Source organism: Enterococcus sp. C76 (genome assembly GCF_040886985.1).
Classification (GTDB): domain Bacteria; phylum Bacillota; class Bacilli; order Lactobacillales; family Enterococcaceae; genus Enterococcus_B; species Enterococcus_B lactis.
In genome coordinates this window covers 12,036-33,496 of record NZ_JBFOEY010000007.1, presented here as the reverse complement: position 1 = coordinate 33,496, position 21,461 = coordinate 12,036, and the positions used below count along the sequence as shown (strand labels likewise).

General features: G+C 36.5%; 13 protein-coding genes and 1 tRNA gene. 2 read left to right on the top strand and 12 right to left on the bottom strand.

Translation table 11 applies throughout. The features are described 5' to 3' along the window. Window positions 1-271: 271 nt before the first annotated feature. Complete coding sequence (locus AB3I00_RS09955; RefSeq protein ID WP_070703947.1) at window positions 272-1,813, top strand: helix-turn-helix domain-containing protein; 1,542 nt, start codon at window positions 272-274, stop codon at window positions 1,811-1,813. A gap of 592 nt (window positions 1,814-2,405) precedes the next feature. Here AB3I00_RS09955 and AB3I00_RS09950 read toward each other — a convergent pair. Then, entirely contained in the window at window positions 2,406-2,762 is a 357-nt protein-coding gene (locus AB3I00_RS09950; protein WP_070770128.1) for a DUF1827 family protein, read from the bottom strand. Window positions 2,763-2,984: 222 nt separating this feature from the next. On the opposite strand from AB3I00_RS09950, the gene AB3I00_RS09945 reads away from it, so the two are divergent. Continuing rightward, window positions 2,985-3,737, top strand: a complete 753-nt coding sequence (locus AB3I00_RS09945) for a MerR family transcriptional regulator (protein WP_368025149.1) — start codon at window positions 2,985-2,987, stop codon at window positions 3,735-3,737. 115 nt (window positions 3,738-3,852) lie between these two features. Here AB3I00_RS09945 and AB3I00_RS09940 read toward each other — a convergent pair whose 3' ends face one another. The 11 genes from AB3I00_RS09940 to AB3I00_RS09890 form a co-directional block, all read right to left on the bottom strand. Further along, window positions 3,853-4,776: a LacI family DNA-binding transcriptional regulator gene (locus tag AB3I00_RS09940; protein ID WP_002293627.1), complete on the bottom strand. Its 924-nt coding sequence runs from the start codon at window positions 4,774-4,776 to the stop codon at window positions 3,853-3,855. A gap of 14 nt (window positions 4,777-4,790) precedes the next feature. After that, the gene (locus AB3I00_RS09935; protein WP_002293626.1) at window positions 4,791-5,063 is read right to left on the bottom strand and encodes a hypothetical protein; all 273 of its coding nucleotides are present in this window, start codon (window positions 5,061-5,063) and stop codon (window positions 4,791-4,793) included. 82 nt (window positions 5,064-5,145) lie between these two features. Then, entirely contained in the window at window positions 5,146-6,552 is a 1,407-nt protein-coding gene (locus tag AB3I00_RS09930; RefSeq protein WP_368025148.1) for a PTS sugar transporter subunit IIC, read from the bottom strand. Window positions 6,553-7,154: 602 nt separating this feature from the next. Further along, window positions 7,155-7,228: transfer RNA gene (locus AB3I00_RS09925), tRNA-Ile, on the bottom strand. 190 nt (window positions 7,229-7,418) lie between these two features. Next, the gene (locus tag AB3I00_RS09920) at window positions 7,419-8,483 is read right to left on the bottom strand and encodes a GH25 family lysozyme (protein ID WP_368025147.1); all 1,065 of its coding nucleotides are present in this window, start codon (window positions 8,481-8,483) and stop codon (window positions 7,419-7,421) included. After that, window positions 8,480-9,016: a phage holin family protein gene (locus AB3I00_RS09915; RefSeq protein WP_368025146.1), complete on the bottom strand. Its 537-nt coding sequence runs from the start codon at window positions 9,014-9,016 to the stop codon at window positions 8,480-8,482. Before AB3I00_RS09915 ends, AB3I00_RS09920 begins: the two co-directional genes overlap by 4 nt. Window positions 9,017-9,066: 50 nt before the next feature. Further along, window positions 9,067-11,679 carry a BppU family phage baseplate upper protein gene (locus tag AB3I00_RS09910; protein ID WP_368025145.1) on the bottom strand — a complete coding sequence of 871 codons (2,613 nt, stop codon included), beginning with the start codon at window positions 11,677-11,679 and terminating at the stop codon, window positions 9,067-9,069. Between the two features lies 1 nt (window position 11,680). Next, window positions 11,681-12,727, bottom strand: a complete 1,047-nt coding sequence (locus tag AB3I00_RS09905; protein ID WP_368025144.1) for a hypothetical protein — start codon at window positions 12,725-12,727, stop codon at window positions 11,681-11,683. Next, window positions 12,727-13,770 carry a phage tail protein gene (locus AB3I00_RS09900; protein WP_368025143.1) on the bottom strand — a complete coding sequence of 348 codons (1,044 nt, stop codon included), beginning with the start codon at window positions 13,768-13,770 and terminating at the stop codon, window positions 12,727-12,729. Before AB3I00_RS09900 ends, AB3I00_RS09905 begins: the two co-directional genes overlap by 1 nt. 8 nt (window positions 13,771-13,778) lie before the next feature. After that, window positions 13,779-14,600 (bottom strand): phage tail domain-containing protein, encoded by an 822-nt coding sequence (locus tag AB3I00_RS09895; protein ID WP_368025142.1) that lies wholly within the window; start codon window positions 14,598-14,600, stop codon window positions 13,779-13,781. A 3-nt stretch (window positions 14,601-14,603) separates the two neighbouring features. Continuing rightward, window positions 14,604-21,368 carry a phage tail tape measure protein gene (locus tag AB3I00_RS09890; protein WP_368025141.1) on the bottom strand — a complete coding sequence of 2,255 codons (6,765 nt, stop codon included), beginning with the start codon at window positions 21,366-21,368 and terminating at the stop codon, window positions 14,604-14,606. Between the last annotated feature and the right edge of the window lie 93 nt (window positions 21,369-21,461).

Here is a 21,461-nt window from a genome sequence, read left to right as displayed (position 1 = left end):
CATTAAATCCATAATAAAAGGTAGAAATAAACTTAATAAAAAACATTAACCCATAAATAATGGGAGTGTTTTCTCAAATAAATTGTATTTATCGATCAAATTTGAGACAATAAAATGGGAATAAAACCAAAAAAAATGAGGAAAATATAATTTAAGTGGATATAAAGAAAAATGAAGAGGTATCTAGAAATGATCTGGAATTGAATAATAGTTTATAAAATATTTGTATTTTTAATTATTTAAAGAAATAAGCAATCAAAAAGGAGGTCCTATGTTTTTCAATATTGTGTTTACCCAGAAAGAACGCCGCAAGTTAGCAATTTTTCATCTATTGGAGGAGCAACATGAATTAACTATCAAAGAAATCAGTAAAAAACTTGATTTATCTTCTAGTGTCGTAAAAAATATATTGAATGAAATGGAGAATGAATTTGATGACTTTTGCTTTTCTGGATTCAAATTATTGTCAAAAAACAAGATCAATCAGAATCTGCCAATTGATTTAAACTATGATTATTATTATTCCTATCTTATCCAGCAGAGCCTCCCTTATCGCGCGATCAAATCTTCTCTTTTCTATCCAGAGAAAAATCTGATGGAATTCTGCCAAGAAAATTTCATTAGTCGTGCTTCTGCTATGCGGCATCTGCAGTCATTAGCCGATTATGTACAGGAATTCGATGTCATTTTTAATCGCAGCCAATTATCTTTCAAAGGAGACGAACGCTTGATTCGCTTGATATTATTCAATATTCTTTGGGCAGCTTCTCGCGGAAATGAAGATTATGCTTTTTACGTCTCAAAATCTGAGTTATTAAAAAAATTGGCTGAACTTACTAAGCATACATCTTTAAATTGGAGTTTCGTAGGAAAAAAAGAAGTTTGTCTTTTTGCTGGGATTACCACTCAGCGGATTGCACAAGGTCACTATGTAGAGGATGACCCTCGCTATAGCGAAGCAGTTTTTAGTAATGATCATCGAATAAAATGCCTTTTTGGTGAACATTTTTCTATTCCCGCCTCTCATCAAGATAGTGAATTTCGTTTTGCACAATTTATGGTGTTTTATGCACCGACCTTTCAATATGAGAAGCCTACTCTTAATGAAGCTTTAGACATATTCGACAAAAAAGGACAGCTGCTTTCTTCCTTATTGAAAGAACTTGACAATTATTGGCAAACTGAGATTTTTCCTGATGACCGTGTTTTTCAACACAATCAAATTGTTCACCTCCATTTATTTAATATTCTTTTTTGTTATTATCTTTTTCCAAAGCGTGTACCGACACTCTTCTTTCTAATGAATTACTTTCATAAAAAGAAGTCTTCAAGTTATTACTATTTAAAAGAGCATTTTACCTTTTTCTTGAATAAGATGGGGCGGCGACATAATTATCAATGGCTTTCTATTTGCTGTAACGATTTAGCTGAAATATTTGCATGGCTGACTTTGCAATGTTGCGAGGACAATGAAAATTCAACTAAGTTACAAGTTTCTTTAGTGATGGAAACAAATTATTTTTTTACCCAAGATATCAAGAATTTTTTAAAAGACTTGTCCTTTATCGAACTGAAGGAATTATCCTATGAAGAAATACAACCCATTGATTTTCTGATCGTCTCTTCTGTACATCTTATGCCCAAAGAAACGGATACAAGTTATTATGTAGTGAATTTTTTGGAAGGAAAGACAGATTATGTCAAGTTGTACCTTGAATTGAAAAAAGCTCATGAAAATAAGAAGTTTCACTTGCTTTTAAAAAGACCTGAAAGAAAAAAGCTGCCGTCAATTAAACCACAACTGTTCGTATAATTGAATCGCAAAAAAGGGCTGCGACAAAAGTCTGTCACATTCCCTTTTTTCCGAATAAACGGTGTTCTCCTGCCAACTCCTCGGTCACAAGTCACAATATCCATAAAACATAAGAAGCTGTTTTTTGAAATTGTTTCTTGTGACTCGGAGCTGAACGGCAGGCTCACGACCTCTTGGTAAACGGTGTTCAAAAGCCAGTTTCTCGGTATTAAGCCAAATTTATGCAAAAATGTAGAAAGCCATTTTCACAAAATTTTTCTTAATACTCGAAACTAAGCGACTTTTTCACAACCTCTTCCTTAAACGGTGTTCCATCAGCTGACCTTCGGTATTAGCTCAACAAACGGCAAAATATGAGGAACTATTTTACCGTTTGTTTCTCTAATACTCAGGTCAAAACGCTGATTTCACAACCTCTTCCTTAAACGGTGCTCAAAAGCTTGCATCTGCGGTAATAAGCCCAACCAAACAAAAAATATGACGAACTATTTTTGTTTGGCTGTTCTTATTACTTGATGCAGAACAGCTTTTTCACAACCTCTTTTTGCTGTATACATCATAAGTATGGAGCGGTTTAGCATAAATTAGGACATCAAGCCATCGTATTTTTTTGTTCGACAACTACAATATCTTTATTTGGACGTTTGAATTGTATTCCGGCACGTTCCAGCTCCTGTTTCACTCCTATATGGACTTTGACATCTTCCCGTGTCATTTTTAAAACGTGATGAATCGCATAGTCGATTTCTTGCCTTGTGATTTTTTTCTTCGTATTGATCATCACAACTTGCTTTTTGTCATATGTGTCCACTAGCAGCAACTGTGTCCGATCTAACGAAAATAATTTGTAATAATTAATGGCCGTATTCCCAAAAAAGAATTCTACTACTTTAGGATAAAATGTCTTAATATTTAAATTACTATTCACAGGTGTTTCGATTAGCTTCATCTCATTCCTCTTTTCTATATAGTCGATTTAGATTCAATCCCATATATATTCCCCGTCGTCCCCAACATGAAGGAATCGGTTACAATTGAACCTTAAAAAACAAAAGGATTTACCTTTTATCACTTAATAGTATAACATAATTTCATGAGAAAAAAATACACTTTTTTCTTGACCTTCTCGTTACGTAAAGGATTATGCTTACATTTGTCAGGAGGAAAAATAATGGAATACACGATAAAGAAAATGTCAGAGATATCGGGAGTCAGTCCGAGAACCTTGCGCTTTTATGATGAGATTGGACTGCTAAAGCCAGCTAGGATCAATTCCTCAGGCTATCGGATTTATGGCAAAAAAGAAGTCGATCGTCTGCAACATATCTTATTTTATCGAACGTTGGCATTCAAGTTGGAGGATATTCAAGAAATCTTAGATAATCCGCATTTTGACCACCAGAAAGCTTTAATCGAACATCAGCAGATGCTTCTAGAAAAACGGGCACAAATCGACATCCTCTTGGCAACTGTCCAACAAACACTTGATAGGTACGAAGGAGGAAGAAAAATGAGTGATAAAGAAAAATTTGAAGGGTTCAAACAACAAAAATTGAAAGAAAATGAAGAAACTTATGGACAAGAGATTCGACAAAAATACGGGGAAGAAAAGGTTACAGCATCCAACGAAAAATGGATGAATATGGATAAAGAAATGTATGAAGAAATGCAAACTGTTGAAAAGCAGATGTTAGCTGATCTCACTCTTTATTTACAAGCCTCTGCAGATGAAAACTTAGCAGATCGCATCTTTCAAGCTCATAAGAAGTGGCTATCTTACAGCTGGTCTGAATATCAGCCAGAAGCGCATAAAGGATTAGGGATGATGTACGAAGCCGATGAACGATTCACTGCATATTATGACGAACGAAGTGGTCAAGGTGCAGCGAAAGCATTAAATGAAATCATCCAAAAAAAGGCATAGCAGTTTACATGATCCGACAAAAACGACCGAACAACAAAACATCAGACACCAAAGTTAGATTTTTTATACTAACATTTGGTGTCTGATTCATTTTTTACAAGTGTTTTGCCAAAATTCAGCGCTGAATAAACGTATAAGGTATTTTCACTTTATCCTTTTTTTCTGTAAGAAACAATTGAAAAGCCATTTCTCCGCAAGCTTCCAGATGGTGATCGATCGTTGGAAAGCCAAGAAGCTCGCTGATCAGCAAATTATCGCGTCCAATCACCACTGGTGTCTTATCTTGCAGATAGCTTTGCAAGATGCCTGCTGCGACCATATCCGAATTTGTAAAGACCCCATCAACTCTATGATCTTTAAAAAAGATACCTGCTTGTTTTCCTTTCTCTGCATCTATGCAATCCCAAAAAACAAGTGACTCATCAAAAAATGGAAAAAGTCGACGACATAGTTGCAAAGTGATCTTTGAATTATAACTCAGCCTGCCACTTCGCCCCAATGTGATGCCCAATCGTTTTACCCCTTGCTGCTTCAAATAAGAAAGACCTTCTGTAATCGATTGTTCTCGATCAATAAAGACGCAACTTGCCTGTTTTTCCTTGATTTCTTCACAAAAAACTAGAGGACCATATTTTTGATAATCTAGCAAATCTTCTAGTGTATTGGCACGAGATGTGATGATCAAACCATCGAACGCTTTAGCTGCAAATTCTTCAAGATAGCTTCGCTCTTTTTCTTTCTGATAACCCGTCGGTAAAAGCGTCACTTTGTAATCATAATCAAACGCCTCTTCAATGATCCCACTGATCAGCTGATCAAAGTACGGATGGTTGGTATAAGGCAAGATTACTCCGATACTTTTCGTTTTTCCATAACTCAACTGTCTGGCTTTTGCATTAGGGATATAATCGACTTCTTTCATGACCGCAAGTATTTCTTTCCTTTTTTCCTCATCTACATATGGATGTCCATTGATCACACGTGAAATAGTAGAAACTGAATAACCTGTGAGCTTTGCGATATCTCGAATATTTGCCACTGCTGCTTCGCCACCTATACAAAAAGATTTTCTTGTAAATAGTCTACCACAGCTGGACCGCATTCAAAAAACTGATACATTTTTCCATCATGAGAAAAGCTGATCCGCTGGCCACCCCAATATATATCTTTTGTCAACGTTTCGATTTCATTCATCGGTATTTCTTTTACTATATTCTTATTCAGCCCTTGAAAACTGTACAACGTTAATATGGAACCCTTAAACTCGACAAACGCATAAAAATAATTGTTCGTTGTGCCATCTGTTATCTCTACATAGGTATTCATTGCAAGCCCTCCTTTTGATACTTTGAGTATAGTGTATGAAACGCGTCTCATATCAAGGAGTTTGTTTTGCAATAGAAAAGTTCTATTCCTCTAGTTCACCTAAATTTGGATCTAAGCGGTTTGCTGCTAAAATAAATGGCGCCCAGATCAAAGCAGCTACTATTAAATTAATGATCGTTAAAACGATGGCTCGCCAATCTCCCGCAGTAGCTAAAAATCCACTGATGATCGTTGGCATGACCCAGATCACATTTACTACAACCGGACGAACAAGCCCAGCCATCGTGGCAAAATAGGCGATCGTTGCAGTCGCAAGAGGTGCCAAGATGAACGGAATCATCAACAGCGGATTCAACACAACAGGAAGACCAAACATCACTGGTTCATTGATATTGAAGATTCCTGGTGCAAGCCCCAACTTTCCTACCGTTTTATAATCTGCCCGTTTAGATAAAAATAAAATCATAACGATCAACACCAGCGTGACTCCAGCTCCCCCCGGCCAGACAAAAGCTTCAAAAGAACCTGCCACCCATTTGAAAGGAATGGGTTCATTATTTTGAAAGGCATTCGTGTTTTCGACCATCGCGGTACCATATAAGGTCTGCAAAACAGGTGACATGATATTTGTGCCGTGAAGACCAAAAAACCAAAGAACATGCACAAGAAGAACAATGATAAAGACCGCTCCGTAACCTTGTGACAAGTTCATCAAAGGAGATTGGATGGCTTCAGAAATCCAGTCAATCAGCGGCTCGCCAGCTGTTTGTCTAAAGATATAATTAATCACTCCAACGACGTATAAAGAAACTAATGCAGGAATAATTGCCGCAAAAGCTCTTGCTACAGCAGGTGGCACAGAATCCGGCATCCGTATGATGATCTTTTTCTTGATCAGAATCGCAAAAATAATGACAGAAATAAATCCAAAGATCATAGCAGTGAACAAACCAGACCCACCCATATATTTACCAAAATTAAAATAGCCCCATGCGCCTACTGATAACGTTTGTCCTCCGTCTGGCGTTCCAGCAATCACACCACCTGCAGAAGTAATCAAATCTGCTGCGTCTTGCGAAAGCTTCTCGGGCAATGTCAACACCGCTGTTGCTGCATCGGGTAAGCCGATAATAAAAGCAACCAGAGAAACAATACTTCCTGAGACAGGATCGACCTCATAGGCTTTCGCTAGATTCGCTCCTAGTGATAAGGCAAAGACCACTGCCATAATAGCTAAAGTACCATTCCAGATCAATCCATTTACGCCAATGACTGGGGTAAAAAATGTCGTGATTGCATTCCCTTCACCTAGATACGTATTCGGAAAATCCCGCATAAATGCGTTCAGTAAAACAGCAATTGCTCCTGCCATCGTAGCTGGCATCGTACCAATAAAAGCATCTCTCAATGCAACCAAGTGTTTCTCCGACCCGATTTTCGTTGCAACTGGCAAAATATACTTCTCCATCCAACTCATTAATCCATTCATTTTTTCTCCTCCTGTTTTTATTGTTACCGAAGCTCCTTTTTTGAATACGCATACATTATAATGATATTATAAATATAGCATAGTTATTCCTATCTGGCTATCTGTTTTTATCAGATAAAATAAATAACTATGCGAATGCAAAAAATATGCATAATCCTTTATAAATAGTATAGTTTCCAACTACTCGCAAAAGCAAATGATACCATTTAAATAACACTTATTATGAATGAGTATACAAAAAAAGTAGAAAAGGAAGTATTTCGCTTCCTTTTCTACTTTTTATCTATCTTTCTCAAATAATGGGCTACGCTAGATAAGCAAGGTGCTTTTCTTACATCATACCGCCCATCAAGACAAATGTTTTTAGCTTGTACGCACTGGACAAAAATCCCATTATATCAAGGAAAAACAACGTTGATAATACTTAAAAATATTAGGCTAGAACGGACTAGTAAGAGTTTTTTGCCCCTTTTTTGCCCCCTCTGTCTTATACATATATGACAGAGAAAAAGCTACTCAAAAGAGTAGCAATGAAAAATAACCATCGATTTGTATGATATCCTTCAAAAAAATTCTAGCATAGAACTAACTTAATTACTATATGTACCCTGTAGGAATCGAACCTACGACCGGACGGTTATGAGCCGTCTGCTCTGACCAACTGAGCTAAGGGTACAAATTGTTGCCACGAAATGCTAAAAGAGGATTCTTACATCTTCGTGACAACAACCAAAGATAGAAAAAAGTCCCAAAATCTGAAGTTGTCGCATGAGTAGTTTACTAGATTGTGGTAATGATTTGAATGGACTCACACGACAACGAGAAAATACTAACATGCCTTATTCCTTAAATTGTCCATTTTTTTGTTATAAAGTTAAATAAATATTGGATATACGCACATCGTTCACCATACCTTCACCATTTAATTGATTACAACGACGGAAAATGACATCGATTTTCGTACCTTTTTTCACCCAGCTTAAATCCACTGTGACATCCATTCCTAACGCGTCGCCACCTTTGTATCCATAGTTTTTCTTCACATCAGGACGTTTGATGCCTTGCGAAGCTATACGAGTGATTTCTTTAGTTGTACCATGTTTCATGATTAAGACTTCCGCATACTTACCTATTGGTCCTTCTGGTTTATCTGGCACTAACCAACCAGCCACGCGAAGTTTATTTTTTGAGACAAAATTGAAGAATTCAAGTTTTCCCCATGCATTTCCTTGATGAACTGCCTTGCTCTCTGCAACTGCTTTATTATGGTCAGACGGCATCCTTTGTTTTTTTGGGGCTTTAGATGTTTTTGCTTTTGCATAGGCATCCCATGCAGCCTTATCTCCATAAAATATATCTAAATCCAATGAACCATTCCAATTATCTAATCTACCATTAGAAGTATATTGGTACATTGCTACATTTGTTCCCCATTCTCCACCATTTGGTGGGCTAGGCTTTCGATAACCAGTCGGATTCATATTAGGATATGAAGCTAACCATAACCCATAATCTGCGTTACGAATACAACTAAAATCATATGTTGCTAAAACACTCGTACTCATATAAATTAATGGCTTAATCCCTGTTTTTGCTTGTACATAATCTAACCATCGTTTCGCCCAGGCTATATCCCCGCTATTATCGCTTTCCCAGTCCAGCATCAAAATAGCTTTCCCGATATATCCTTGAATATTCTTTAAGAAAAATTCTGCTTCCTGTTCAGCGGTTCCTTGATAACCTTGTTCATGGGCAAAATGGTAAACACCTAATTTTTTCCCTGCTTTCAGTGCTTGCTGAAAAGCCCTATCACAATCAGGATTAACATATCCCGTTCCACCAGTTGCTTTGATAAAAACAAAATCTGCAGGAACAGAAGATAAGTCAATACCCGATTGGAAGCTTGATATATCAATACCGTTCAACGTCATTTTTCATCATCTCCTTTTGAATTTACTTCTGGAAAATATTTATCTACTTTTGCATGTAGCTCATCGTGAATCCATTTCAAAACAGGATTAAACAACCACAAAGGTATCCAACGATCCCATCCTAAAGCAATAAAATTCGCTACAACAGAACGTAAATTATGATAAATGAACGCAAATGTTAAGCTAGCAAATATGATTGAATGACTATTCAACTCCCGATCCAGTAAAAAACCTAAAAAACAAAAAACTAATATCATCCCGTCCCTTATGACAGAATCAATCGCTACATTAGTTTGATTTCGCATTACTTTTGATTTTTTGGACAGTCTTGAACCTGCCAACCAATCCATAATCAAAACAAGCAATAGAATAACAACTAACAACGTATGCGAAATCGTCCAACAATCCGAAAATACCCAAGCAGGGATACTCACTCCAACTCCTGCAACAAGCCCTACTGTCCAACTATGATCTTCCGCCATCTTTTGTAACTGTTTATAAAACAAATCGAAAATGACATTTAAAGTATTCATTAGATTTCCTCCATTCAAAAAAGCGCACTCGAAAGAGTACGCTTAAAAATTTATTTTTTCGATTCAAAAATATAATAACCTTTTGCAAATAGTTTTTCGCCTTCTTCTAATTTGATTGTTGTAGAAGAATCTGACGCAATGAGATTGAAATAAACTTTTCCATAGTTTCGATAAAACCATACGCTTTTACCTTGATTATATTGATAACGCCCTAATCCAAAATTTCGATCAATACCAATAACCAATTGATTCATATCATCTGCAATAATCATTTTTGAACAATAAGATTCTCCTTTTATCCCTCCATAAATATCTTCAGTAAAATCTGTGATGTCTTTCAAATAAAGGTTATCATCTACTGGTAACAATGTTTTAGAATAACTGTCACTATTAGCTGCTTGTAAAAAATAATAATCTTTTATTGTCAAAGGTTCTAACGCAGTCAATTCAACTTCAACGTGAATTTTCCCACCTACAACTAAATAAGTAACTTTTTCACGTAAAATAGCTCGTCCGGAACCGTCCGCTTTTTTAGTATTGGTACCTTGAACTAAATTAGTTGTAACAATTTTTATTTCATCTCCACCAATAATTTGCTCTGAAATATCTACTTCAACATTATCAACAAATATTTTTAAGCTCTCCACGTTAGAAGTAGGAGTATTTTCATCACCACCGGCACTATCGTTATTGTAAGCATGCCAACCGCCTGTATAGTCTGCAGAATTCGGTTTGTCTCCATCAATATTTTGTATAGCTCTTAATTGATGATACGGAGCTACATAATCAGTAAATACTTTATTCAACAGTGTTTTACTCCTTGAAAAATCACTTGATGGATAAATTTCTTTATTGGGCAATAAATAAGAATTAGAAATTTGCCATGTTTTATTTTTAGAAACAATTCCAAACGTAAATAATAAATCATTCTCCTGATCATATTTACTGATGATTTCTATTAAATTTTCACTTCGCTTAATAAACATTTTCTTTTCAGATTTCGTATAATTTAATTGATTTAAATTATTATTAATATTGTCCGTACTTATAATTTTTTGTTTCAATAATTTGGGAGCTACGTCATTACTAGAAGAAATTGTGACCATAGTAACATTCTCTGGTACTTCAATGGGATAATTTATATAAGTATCAATTATTCCGCCAAATATAGTTTTGACCTTTTCTCCATTTTTATCCCAAAAAACACAAGTAGCTACCGTATATGTGTCACATTTTGCTGTAAATTTTAATAACTCCCCAACATTAACAGGACACTTCAACGATTTATATTTATCGCTAATATTTAGTTGTTTATTTATAGTAGAATAGAATCCTTCTTCTAATTCTCCTTGAACGTCCTCGTAACTAACAGTTCTTTTATCTAATTCTGCTTTTGTCATTCTTGCATCCACATACATTGCTTTTTTTATTTTAGGTATTCTAGTAGATACCGAACTAACTGCAACACCTTTAGCTCCTTCTGGAACATAAATCTGATAATCCTCGTATACTCCACCTGTACTAGGAACTTCTCCAATATGAGACAAGTATATTGTACAATCTTCGTCTTTAAAAAACATCGCTTTTGAAATATACAATGATTCCTTGATTTCTGTAGTAATATACAATATATCTCCTTCTTGAACACTTTGCTTTAATGTCCAAAATAAATCATTCGAATAAAATCCATAATCTAGAGTAGAATAAAACCCTCTAAAATATTCAGTTGAATAGTCTACTAACTCCATTAAATTATTCTCAAAATCTATTTTAAAATTAGCCGGAACAATTTTTCGTTCGCCAATCTTTTCACTTTGATAAACTCCACCATCTATCCATTCTTTATTCCATGAATACCAATGACCTGTACTTAAAACTACATAGACACCTGATGCCCCATAAGGATACGCTTGACACAATTCTTCAAGTGTATTAAATGTTCCTTTAGGAGATCCAGACACAATACTCGCAATGCGTTCATCTACAAACGTTTGATCCGCTTTATTTTTTTGTAAACTTTGTACCATACCATCTAAATCATCAAATTGATTTACTGATGCTTTTTCAGATAGCTTCTCATCAATTTCAGGCTTATTATAAATATCTAATTCTTGAAAGCTCTCACCTAATTCGTCCATTTGACGTTGTAACGTATCTGCATCTTTATTGATCAACTCAAACATTTCTAAGTATTTTTGATTGATTTCATTAAATCCAGAATAAAAGAAAATGGAAGTTTGTTCACTAGTATGATCAATTTCACTTCTATTAACAGAAAAAATAAATCTCCCAGCCGTATCAATCGATTGATTATTAGGAAATTCAATATATACACTAGCATAAATATTTCCTTGAATTAATAACGTTTCATCATTTAAAATAATTGAAACTAACCCATTTATAGGATCTTCAATTACCGCATTATAATAGTGGCGCCCTTCTCCGCTTTCTGCTTCATCATTTTTAAAACGCAATAGAATGGGGACGACAGTCCCTTTAGATAAAACTTGCGGAACATTCCCTTTGAATAATTGAATTAGTAATTTTGCTGTTCCTTTATCATGCGAATAAAAAGTTATTCCTGTATTTGCATAACCATTCATGCTGGCTTCAATATGAATAGTTCTTTCCGCTGTTTTATATGTTTTATTTTCTTCTACCAATCTACAACACCTTCCCTGTATTAATAATTAATCCACGACCGATAATTTTATTCTCAGTTGTCGCAAACTCTGAGTCCGGTTTGATATATCTAGCTGTTGCAGAATCTACATATACTCCAATATTATTTCCTGAGCCTTTCAAGCTACCAACATTAAATTCTGATAACAAACGAACTTGTATAGCAATGTCTTGATTAATAAATGTTGTGGACCCATACATATTCATTTTAGAAGTCCCACCTACATACACAGCATTATATGCCAATGATTTAGTATTTTCCGCAAATTTACATTGACTAATAGCCATGTAGCCACTCTGTTCATTAACAATTCCGTACTGTCTTCCTTGAAAAAGTGGAGAATTTGCAGTGTCAACAATCTGCATTCCGACAATTTGACAATAGCCAGTACATGTTGCGAACATAATACTTCTAATTTTTACTGGACAATCAGACACTTGAGGGTCTAACGTGCTAGTGTCATTTAAAGGACGTATAATAAATGTTCTAAACGTTAAACCATTAACAAGTACATCTTCCAAATACACGCCATCACTAATCCAAATAATAACGGTAGAAGTTGTCACAAGCGGAACAGAATTAACAGCAGTTTGAATTGTCAAAAAAGGATTTTCTTGAGAACCATCACCAGTCTGGTCGTTTCCATCCTTTGAAACATAGATATTGATAGATTCGTTATATCCTCCAATAATAGTTTGAACACTTCCATTTAACTGACTAACTTGAGCAATTAATTGATTCAATTTTAAATTCAATTCCTGAATTTCTTGATTTGATAAATCTTCATATTCGATTAATCGACCATTTAGTGTATCAAAGGTCTTTCCTTTGCTATTTACTCTTGCATCCACTACTTCATTTGGTGAATCACCGCCTGAATGAAGCACGAGATTATCAATACGACTGTTCGTTGCTTTGCCTTGATCAGATAGTTTTTTTTCAAGATCATTAAGGTAGTCAATGTTTTTATTAAACTTCTCTTTCCATTCCGTAGAGATACGGTTACTGATTAATTTTAATAACCCCATCAAATCACTCCTTTCTTCGCCATTTCAGCGAGTATCGACGTCATTGTTTTCTTTGTGTTGCTCAATGTGATTTCTGGTGGCTTATTTGGTATTGCTGGATACGTCTTGATTCCTACCACTTGAATGTACGTATTGATATTCAAAGGTTCATAAATGAATGGAACGTGATCACCTTTGTTGGGACTGATTTTCCATTTCAAGGTTACGGATCCCGAAATACTTGGATAGTCTTGCAAGTCTGTCTTTAACCGCTCGAGCATGTTCCCTGATACGGTATACCGTTCGTCTTTAACAGGATCTTGTATCCTGATTCCCCACTTCTGTGATTCAGGACTTGTGTAAGTGATAGGAGTAAACACATAATCACTGTCTTTAGGATCCTCAGTATTCGCTCCATCTTTTAACTTTCCATAACCCTTGATTTGTGTTTTTAGACTGTACGTATCAATATCAAATGAAACTTCATCTGTATTGTATTTATAGCGAATCTGTTCTTCCGTTCGCTGGCCGTACTCACTGGCAGGATAGAAAGTTAGATGTTTATTATTCGGAATCACGACTGCATTATAGTCAGTCAGAATCTCATCGATCAGCTTCAAGTAATTCGCATTACCGAAGTTTTCTTGTTCGACTGTAAGGAATTTCTTGTTTGGATCAATGACTTCCCATGTAAAGCCGCGACTACCTGCACTAAATACATGCGTGAGTAACTGGCTAATAGATCTCGCTCCAGTCACTGTATTGTACTGATAGCCATCTTGAACAGTATAAAAAATGTGTGTCGCAACTACTTGTTTCGTCAATAACTGTCCAAGTGCTTTGCGAGTCATTTCTTTGATCACAAATTCCTGTCCGTTGTAGAAAACAGAAGACTCGTATTCGACTAAATCAAATACTTCTTGATTCAACGAATCGCTGGTAACGGTAAAGCCAATCTCCCACGTTTCATTTTGTTGCCAGTTTTCATAAAAAGAACCCTTGTCATAACCGACAAGGATTTCTTCTTTGGTTTGTTCATAATTTCGAATAATTAAATCAGTCACTCAATCACCTACTTATATAAGAAACGGAAATCCCATGAAGATTTCACACGAGTAATATTTTGGATCTCGATTTCATTGACACCCTTAACCAAATTAATCAGACCGTGATTCGTATTGATTCCACAACTTACACCGTTCAATTTTGGAATCACGCCATCCAAGACTAATGTCTGTCCGAGATTCGTAGAAAGTGATGGATAGTAAATAAAACAATCGCCAGTTGTTTTATTGAAAATCGTCACATTTCCTTCTGATTCTCCTTCTAATGTGATCCGCAGATAATGTTCACGTGGATCAATTTCAAAGCTACCAGCATTATAAATAATAAAGTGACTAGTCTGATGCGTGTACTTGTAATCTTCCGCCACTAGCCCTTGCGAGAACTGCCATTCTTCCTCTAGATTGAAATCCGTTAAAGTAGTTGCGATGGATTCAGCACTCCCTGATGGAATATTAAAGGTTATTTCTATCGTAGAATAATCGTTCTCTTCCTCAGTAATTTCAAAATTTGTTGGATTTACTTTAAATCTTTTCCCTGGACTTAAATCATAGGAAATGTAATATTGATAACCAACAAAAATTAGCTCATAGAACTCTGTTAATAGCAGTTCTTTATCATGCTTATTTTTGTAAAAGATATCAAAAGTCAGCACTAATTCAAAAGGACGAAAACTAGCATTAGCTTCTCTGCTACCGTTCGTCCCTTCAAAATCTTCGTAATTCACTTCGTACACTGGTGCTTGACGTTTGATTTCTTTACATACAATTTTTTCTTTTCTTTGCGGATCAAACAACTTCCCATTTTGATTGAACTGTAATTTGTAAAACAATTATCAAACACCTCCATTCGTATATCGAAGTTTATTCAAATCAGAGCCCATATAATGATTAGCAGCTTGCCCAATGTCAGAAGACTTGAGACTTAAATCTTTTCCAAGAATCGCTCTAAGAATCATCATTAACTCATTATGCTGTTTTTGTTGCTGTTTAATCAAAGTTACAAGCTCTGCTGAATTATCAGCTGTATTTGTAGTGTTGGAGTGTTTCTTGTCATCGCCAGAAAGAAAAGCTAATGCTTGACCCATCAATTCAATAGCTCTTGTTTTTCTTGTCAATGGAATAACCATTTCTGGTTTATTTCCTTCTCCTGCTCGATATAGTCCGTCTTTGGTAATCAATCCGCCATTGGCATATCCATGTCCTTTCCCGATAACTTGCAACATACCTGCAACTCCGTAACGTTTCTTAGCATAATTGATTGCTGCTAACATGTTATCAAATCCGTTCATAATATTTCCGTGACCAGGAAAAGCGTTAGCTGCAAAAGTTCCGGGTTTCGTTTGAAGTAATCCTGTTGCATTGCCTTCAGCGAGCCCATCATTGCCGCCGATTGCTTTCTCATTACCACCAGATTCCGTTTGGATTTGGGACATCCAGGCATTTATATAAGCTGCTGTAGCTGGTAATCCATTCATTTTCAATGCTTTAGACACATAAGAACGCCAGCGTGCAACACCGCTTCCTCCAACTCCTCCATTGAATATATCGCCAGACCCCATCGAACCGTTTAAATGAATATGATCGAAGTGATCGCCATCTGGCCAATTCGTCCATTGTCCGCTTGACCCTGTTCCAGATAAGCCCATGCGGTCACGTACACGTCCATTCGTAATGACATACGCAATTTTTGAAGGGAATTTTTCAAAAGCGTAATTAGCTGCTGCTGTATATCTCGGATCTCCAGATATACCTGGATAAGCCAAGTCGATAGCTTGCCGTTTTCCGTGATAGTAAGCATCTCCTGCTCGATATCCAGAAGTTACTGTAAGTCCGGGGAACTTGCCCATTACTTTCTGTGCAACATCAACTAAATATTGATAAACACCATTGGCATTTACTGCGCCATCAAAATTGCCATGAGTGAAGAATTCACTTAATTTTGATTGAAGCATTGTATTTGCAGCTTTGGACATTAATGACGTTCCTGATTTAGTCATATCAAGCCATGGTTCATTAATGCCTGAAAAGTCAACTTTGCTAGTTAAGAATTCTAACATTCTTTTTTCATCATCAAGTAAATCAACGATGTTTAAATTGCCAATACCTTTTTCGTAGTGTGGAATATTTAAGCGTTCCTTTAATTTCTTTGTTAAAGAAGCATTTAAGACCTGAGCTCCTTTAGGCAAATTAACAAGAAGATCTCTACCTTTGGCAATAAAACCACGTCCATCTGGCATCTGAACATATTCTTCGTGAACTAGGCCTTTTTGATCATTAATCATAGCAAGTCCACCAGGATGCCCATCAGTTCCCTTAGCGTATTGTGGAATTGGCCAGTTTCCGATATTCTTACTTGACTCAACTTCCTTAAGCACATAGTTAACTCCCGATATGACGCCATTAACCCCTTTGCCCATACCACCAACCATTGTATTAGCGACATTGTTCATTGTTGTAGAAAGAGAATTACCTAACGAATTCATTCCGTTTATTAAAGATTGCAACAAGAATGTCCCTGCATTGTAAAAACCACCACTTTTAGAACGAAGGTTGTTAATCGAATCGTTACCAAGCTGATTTACACGGACTATGAATGATCCATACAATGAATTCCAACCATTAAGATTATTTTGCTGCCACATTCGGCCATTGTTGTACATAGGAGTGTTGTAGTTTCTAAGCGTAACCATTGCTTGATTACAAAATGAATTGATTGTAGCAATAAATGTCCCAGTTAAACTATTCCATCCATTCAGTAAGTTCTTATTCCATGTTGCTCCTTGCGTATAATTAGGATTGTTTTGAAGTTTTAGCGCATTGAGATAGTTTGTAATAAAAGCCATTTCACTATTCATATATTGAGGAACCGCTGAGTTCCAACCATTCATTAGATTAGTTAACCATTGAGCTCCAATTCCTAGATACTGATCTGATTTTCCTGAAAGACTGTCCGGAATAATCGGATCGGCAACTTTTGTTTCATCTGATAGTTTAGTATCTTTAGCATTAGGCATTCCTGCCATCAGTTGAGTTCTCAATACCGTCGTTAGCTCGTTAATAGCTAAAATTAAAGCATCTAAGTTTAGCGTAGATGAAACCGTCGTTATGTTTCCTATACCATCAGCATATTTAGGTACTAGACGTTTAGTTTTAGTGGCGTTCAGTACTTTCGAACCTCTTGGTAAGTCTAAAACGACATTACGTCCTTTAGGTATAAAAGCTTCTCCGCTTGGCAAGGTTATAAGCTCTTCATAAGTAGGTCCTTTTTGATCGTTTACCATAGCTGCTCCGCCAGGATGGAAGTTCGTTCCTTTAGCATTAGGCATAGGACCTATAAAGTCAGCTGATACAGTTTTAGTAATTTTATCTGGTATTTTTGTTTGGAAGATGTTGAACGCTTCAAATGCATCTTTAGCAGCTTGTGAAGCCTCATCGTGTCCTACTGCAGTTTTATCATTAGGAAAAATATTTTTGTTGTAATTCTCTATAGAGCTTTTAGCCCCACTGATTGCCTCTTTTAAATTAACGTTATCTCCATATAGAGTTTTAAGAAGTGGCATAACTTTGTTATATTCTTCTACACTTACAGTCCCGTCTTTCACTTTAGCCAGTAAATCAATATTATTACCAAGCAAGTTTTTAACTGTGTCTGGAATTGCTTTCCATGCATTCCATGATTCTTCTGAAGCGAATATTTTGTTTGCTAAGTCAGTATTGTCAGCTAACATATATTTTTGATTATCTGGTAATTGAGTCCATCTTCCGTATATTTCTTCTGAAGATAAAACAGTGGTAGCTAAATCTTCGTTATCTGCAAGTAATCTTTTCTCATTATCAGGAAGGTTTACCCATTGATTCCACATTCTGTCAGATGATAAAAGAACCTCTGTAAATTTAGTATTATTAGCTGAAAGAAACTTTGCATTAGATGATAACTGATTCCAACGTTTAAACATTTCTTCTGAATTAAAAAGTTTTGTAGAAAAATCTGAGTTATCTAATAACAATTCTTTTGTGGGTTTATCTAATTGAGCCCAACTATTTAATTTTTCTTCTGATCCATCGATAGCATCGTATACTTTATACGCATTCAAATCTAAATCTTTCACTTGAAGTTTGTAAGTATCCCATAGTCCCAAATTCATGAGAGTTTCACCCATAACTTCAGGAGTATTTGAAGTTAGGATTGCTTCTTTAGAAGGAATATCTAACTCATTCCATTTACCAGCATTTTCTAAAGCCTTGTATACATTTTTAGAACACTCATCTTCTAATAATGCTTCTTTTTCTTTCCATTCCATATCATCCCAATAGCCATTTTGTACTGCCGCTATGGAAATGACATCTTTTGCATTCGTTGTTAGTTTCGCATCATGAACAACAGGTTTCAGTTCATTCCATTTAGTGAAATCCTTCGTTGCTTCATTCACTACTTCTTGTACATTAGTTTTTACTTTTCCTGTTTTTTCGTCTAAAACTAAGCCATTCCAAGTTGATCCAGCATGCGTAGCCTCATCAGCTACCATACCAAGTTGTTCTGCATTTTTTTCGGCATTATCTGCTATTTCATCCGATGTTTTGTTCGCTTGGGCTAAAATCTTTTCATTACTTTCGAGAAAAACTTTTGTATACTGACCAGTATTGTCCATAGCAGCTGCCGTTTTGCTAAATAATTGACCATTTGATAAACTCACTTCGTTAATCAATTGTGGATATTTATTTGTTATAGCAGCTATTTGGCTATCGAATCCTTGATTTGTAGTTTTGATGTAATCATTCATTTCATCTTCTAATGCATCAATGAATTCTTTGCTTACTCCCTTTTCCTTTAAAGCCGCCTTTTTTTCTTCAAGCATTTGTCTATAATTTTCGGTAGTTGCAGCTTTTTGTTTCGCTAAAGATTGTAACCACGTCTTCGCTTCTTCTTCTGTAGCCTGTGCAACATCACCATTCATGGCTGATAGTATCTTTTTTCTGTCTTTAGCAGAAACATCAAGCGTATCCACATACGCTTGAGAAGTTCCTTTCATTAGATCCTGTATCTGTTGTAGTTCTGAAACAGTCAAGTCTCTGTTCTGATTTGCGGCTCTTTCTCTGATTTTTTTTATTTCTTCATTGTTGTCTTTTATTTTAGAAAGAGATTGCCCTAAGGTTTCTTCTTCTGATTCAGCTACTTCTTTCATGGCATCCTGAACTGATTGAGGTAGCCCTTTTAGTGCATCGTCTAATGCCTTTATTCTACCTGTTAAAGATGTTTCTAAAGATGTTCCAGCGGTTGCGAAATTAGCCGCCATATTATTCGCATCATCAACAGTAAATCCTTCTTTGAGAAGCCCGAATTGACCATTTGCACCTTCAATATTCTTCTGTACTCCGTCAAGAGTACTATCTATTTCCTCACCGACATCTGTTCCCCATTGCTTTACTCTTTGCGAGGAATTCCATGCTTCTTCACCAAATAATTTCCATGCTCCATAGCCAACTGCTAGTGCGCCACCAACGCCAACAATACCAAGCAGAGCAGGACCTAATAAACCTAGTGATGTTGTCATTGCGCCTATTCCGCTGGCGCCCGCAGCAGTACTTGCAGCACTAGCTGTTTTTCCCATCATAGGGACTAACCCGCCAATACCTCCAGCTCCTGCTGTCTTTGCAGCTGCAGCACCAGCTGTTGTTACCGACGATGCAAAGGCATCCATAGCCTTCTTTTCTGCTGCTTTCGCTGCTAAATCAACAAGGCTTTTCGTCAATCTTCCAGTAGTTGAAGTAACTTTACCTATTACTGAAGTACCAGTTCCTAAAAGCTTCAGCGCTGGACCAGCTGCTGCTGCTAATCCAACCCATTTGATAATGTTTCTTTGTTGATCATCACTCATAGCCGAGAAAGCTTTCGCCATATTCCCTAAGTTTTTTATCAATGGTTTCGATACATTTAGACCATCACGCAACGCGTCTACAAATGGACCTCCAAGATCGATTGCTGTATCAATCACTTCGTTTTTCAACATCTTTAGCTTTGATTCAGTTGTTTCGTATCTTTTATTAGCTTCATTTGTTAAAGCTGTATTTTGTTTCCACGCGCCGTTTCCTTTTTCAATTGCTCCTTTGAATATGTCACTAGCATTTGCAGCTCTCAATAAACTGTCGCGTAGTCGAACTTCTTTTATATCCATGTCATCCAGAACTTTGATTGCTGAAGTCCCATGTTTTTCTGAATCTTTCAGCCCTTGAATGAACTTGATGATTGCTTCTGAAGGATCACTCTTGAACAACTTCTGGAATTGTTCACTTGTAACACCTGCCACATTCGCAAAATTTTCAAGCGAACTTTTCGAATTGTCCGCTTCTTTATACATTTTCTTTAAATCAGATGAAGTGAATCCCATTTGCTCTGATACTGCTTTTAACGATTTTCCACCGTCTCTCACAGCATTTACTAAATTAACCCACGGAACACCTTGTTCTTCTGCCATCTGTTTCAGCTGATCAAAAGCGCCAAATCCTTTTTCTACAGCTAGTTGCATCTGGATCATGACCTTCGAAAAGGCAGACCCACCTGCTTCAGCTTCAACACCAACAGAGGATAGAGCAGTAGCAAATCCTAGAATTTCGCCTTGGCTCATTCCAATCTGTTTACCAGCACCCGCTAACCGCAGTCCCATTTCAGTGATTTCTGATTCGGTTGTAGCAAAATTGTTACCTAGATCAACAATGACTGATCCTAATTTATCAAAGTCTTTTTGAGACATTTGGGTTATATTAGCAAATCGTGCTAAAGAAGTTGCCGCAGTTTCAGCCGACATATTAGTCGATTCACCCATGTCTATCATCGTTTTAGTGAAGCTAACTACGTTTTCAGTCTTTATTCCTAATTGCCCAGCGGCTTCGGCTACATTTGCTATTTCTTGATGGCTACCAGGTAATTGGGTGGCAAGATTACGCAGACCTTTCTCTAAGTCGCTATAGGAATAAACTACGTTCCCATTCGAGTCTACAACTTCATCATTAGTCTTTTTTACACCTGCAAAAGCACTTTCCCATGAAATAGCTGCACTAGTAACAGCAGTTGCACCTGCCACTATCGGAGCTGTTACTCCAACAGTTAGGGCAGATCCTATCCCAGAAACTCCTTTACCAAAGGCTTCAATTTTTTTCCCAGAATTAATCAATACATCAGAATTAGCCTTTAGTTTCCCCGTAAACCCTTCCGTTTCCACTTTCATCCGAGCAATCTGTCCAACAGTTGTTTTCATCTGAGATTCGTAACTTGCTGATCTAGCTGTTGCTTGATTCAATTGATTAGCGTATTTAGCAGTCGAAGCAGTAGCGTTTCCGTTAGAGTCAAAACTATCCTTATAAGCCTTAGTGAGCAATTCTACTTGCTTTTCATTTGCTTGTAGAACTCCGCCTAAACCATTGTATTTTGCTTGTAAAGCACCGAGAGAATCCCCTGAAGAGTTCATTACTTGCATCTGTGATTTCATTGCTTTCATTTGATGGTTAACAGCGTTTTTAGCTCCGGCTAGACCTTTTGAAAAGGCTGAACTGTCTAAGTCTAGTTTGATAATCATATTGCCTAAAGGTTTTCCATTTGCCATATGTTTACCTCCTCTCTACATGGATTTCAAGAAGTCTTTAAGATCAACTTCTTTTTGTTTCTCTTTCTTAGGCGAAGTGCACGCAATTTTCAT

Coding starts and splice junctions, on each gene's coding strand:
- AB3I00_RS09955 (WP_070703947.1), top strand. CDS start 272: ATGTTTTTCAATATTGTGTTTACCCAGAAAGAACGCCGCAAGTTAGCA.
- AB3I00_RS09950 (WP_070770128.1), bottom strand. CDS start 2,762: ATGAAGCTAATCGAAACACCTGTGAATAGTAATTTAAATATTAAGACA.
- AB3I00_RS09945 (WP_368025149.1), top strand. CDS start 2,985: ATGGAATACACGATAAAGAAAATGTCAGAGATATCGGGAGTCAGTCCG.
- AB3I00_RS09935 (WP_002293626.1), bottom strand. CDS start 5,063: ATGAATACCTATGTAGAGATAACAGATGGCACAACGAACAATTATTTT.
- AB3I00_RS09930 (WP_368025148.1), bottom strand. CDS start 6,552: ATGAATGGATTAATGAGTTGGATGGAGAAGTATATTTTGCCAGTTGCA.
- AB3I00_RS09920 (WP_368025147.1), bottom strand. CDS start 8,483: ATGACGTTGAACGGTATTGATATATCAAGCTTCCAATCGGGTATTGAC.
- AB3I00_RS09915 (WP_368025146.1), bottom strand. CDS start 9,016: ATGAATACTTTAAATGTCATTTTCGATTTGTTTTATAAACAGTTACAA.
- AB3I00_RS09905 (WP_368025144.1), bottom strand. CDS start 12,727: ATGGGGTTATTAAAATTAATCAGTAACCGTATCTCTACGGAATGGAAA.
- AB3I00_RS09890 (WP_368025141.1), bottom strand. CDS start 21,368: ATGGCAAATGGAAAACCTTTAGGCAATATGATTATCAAACTAGACTTA.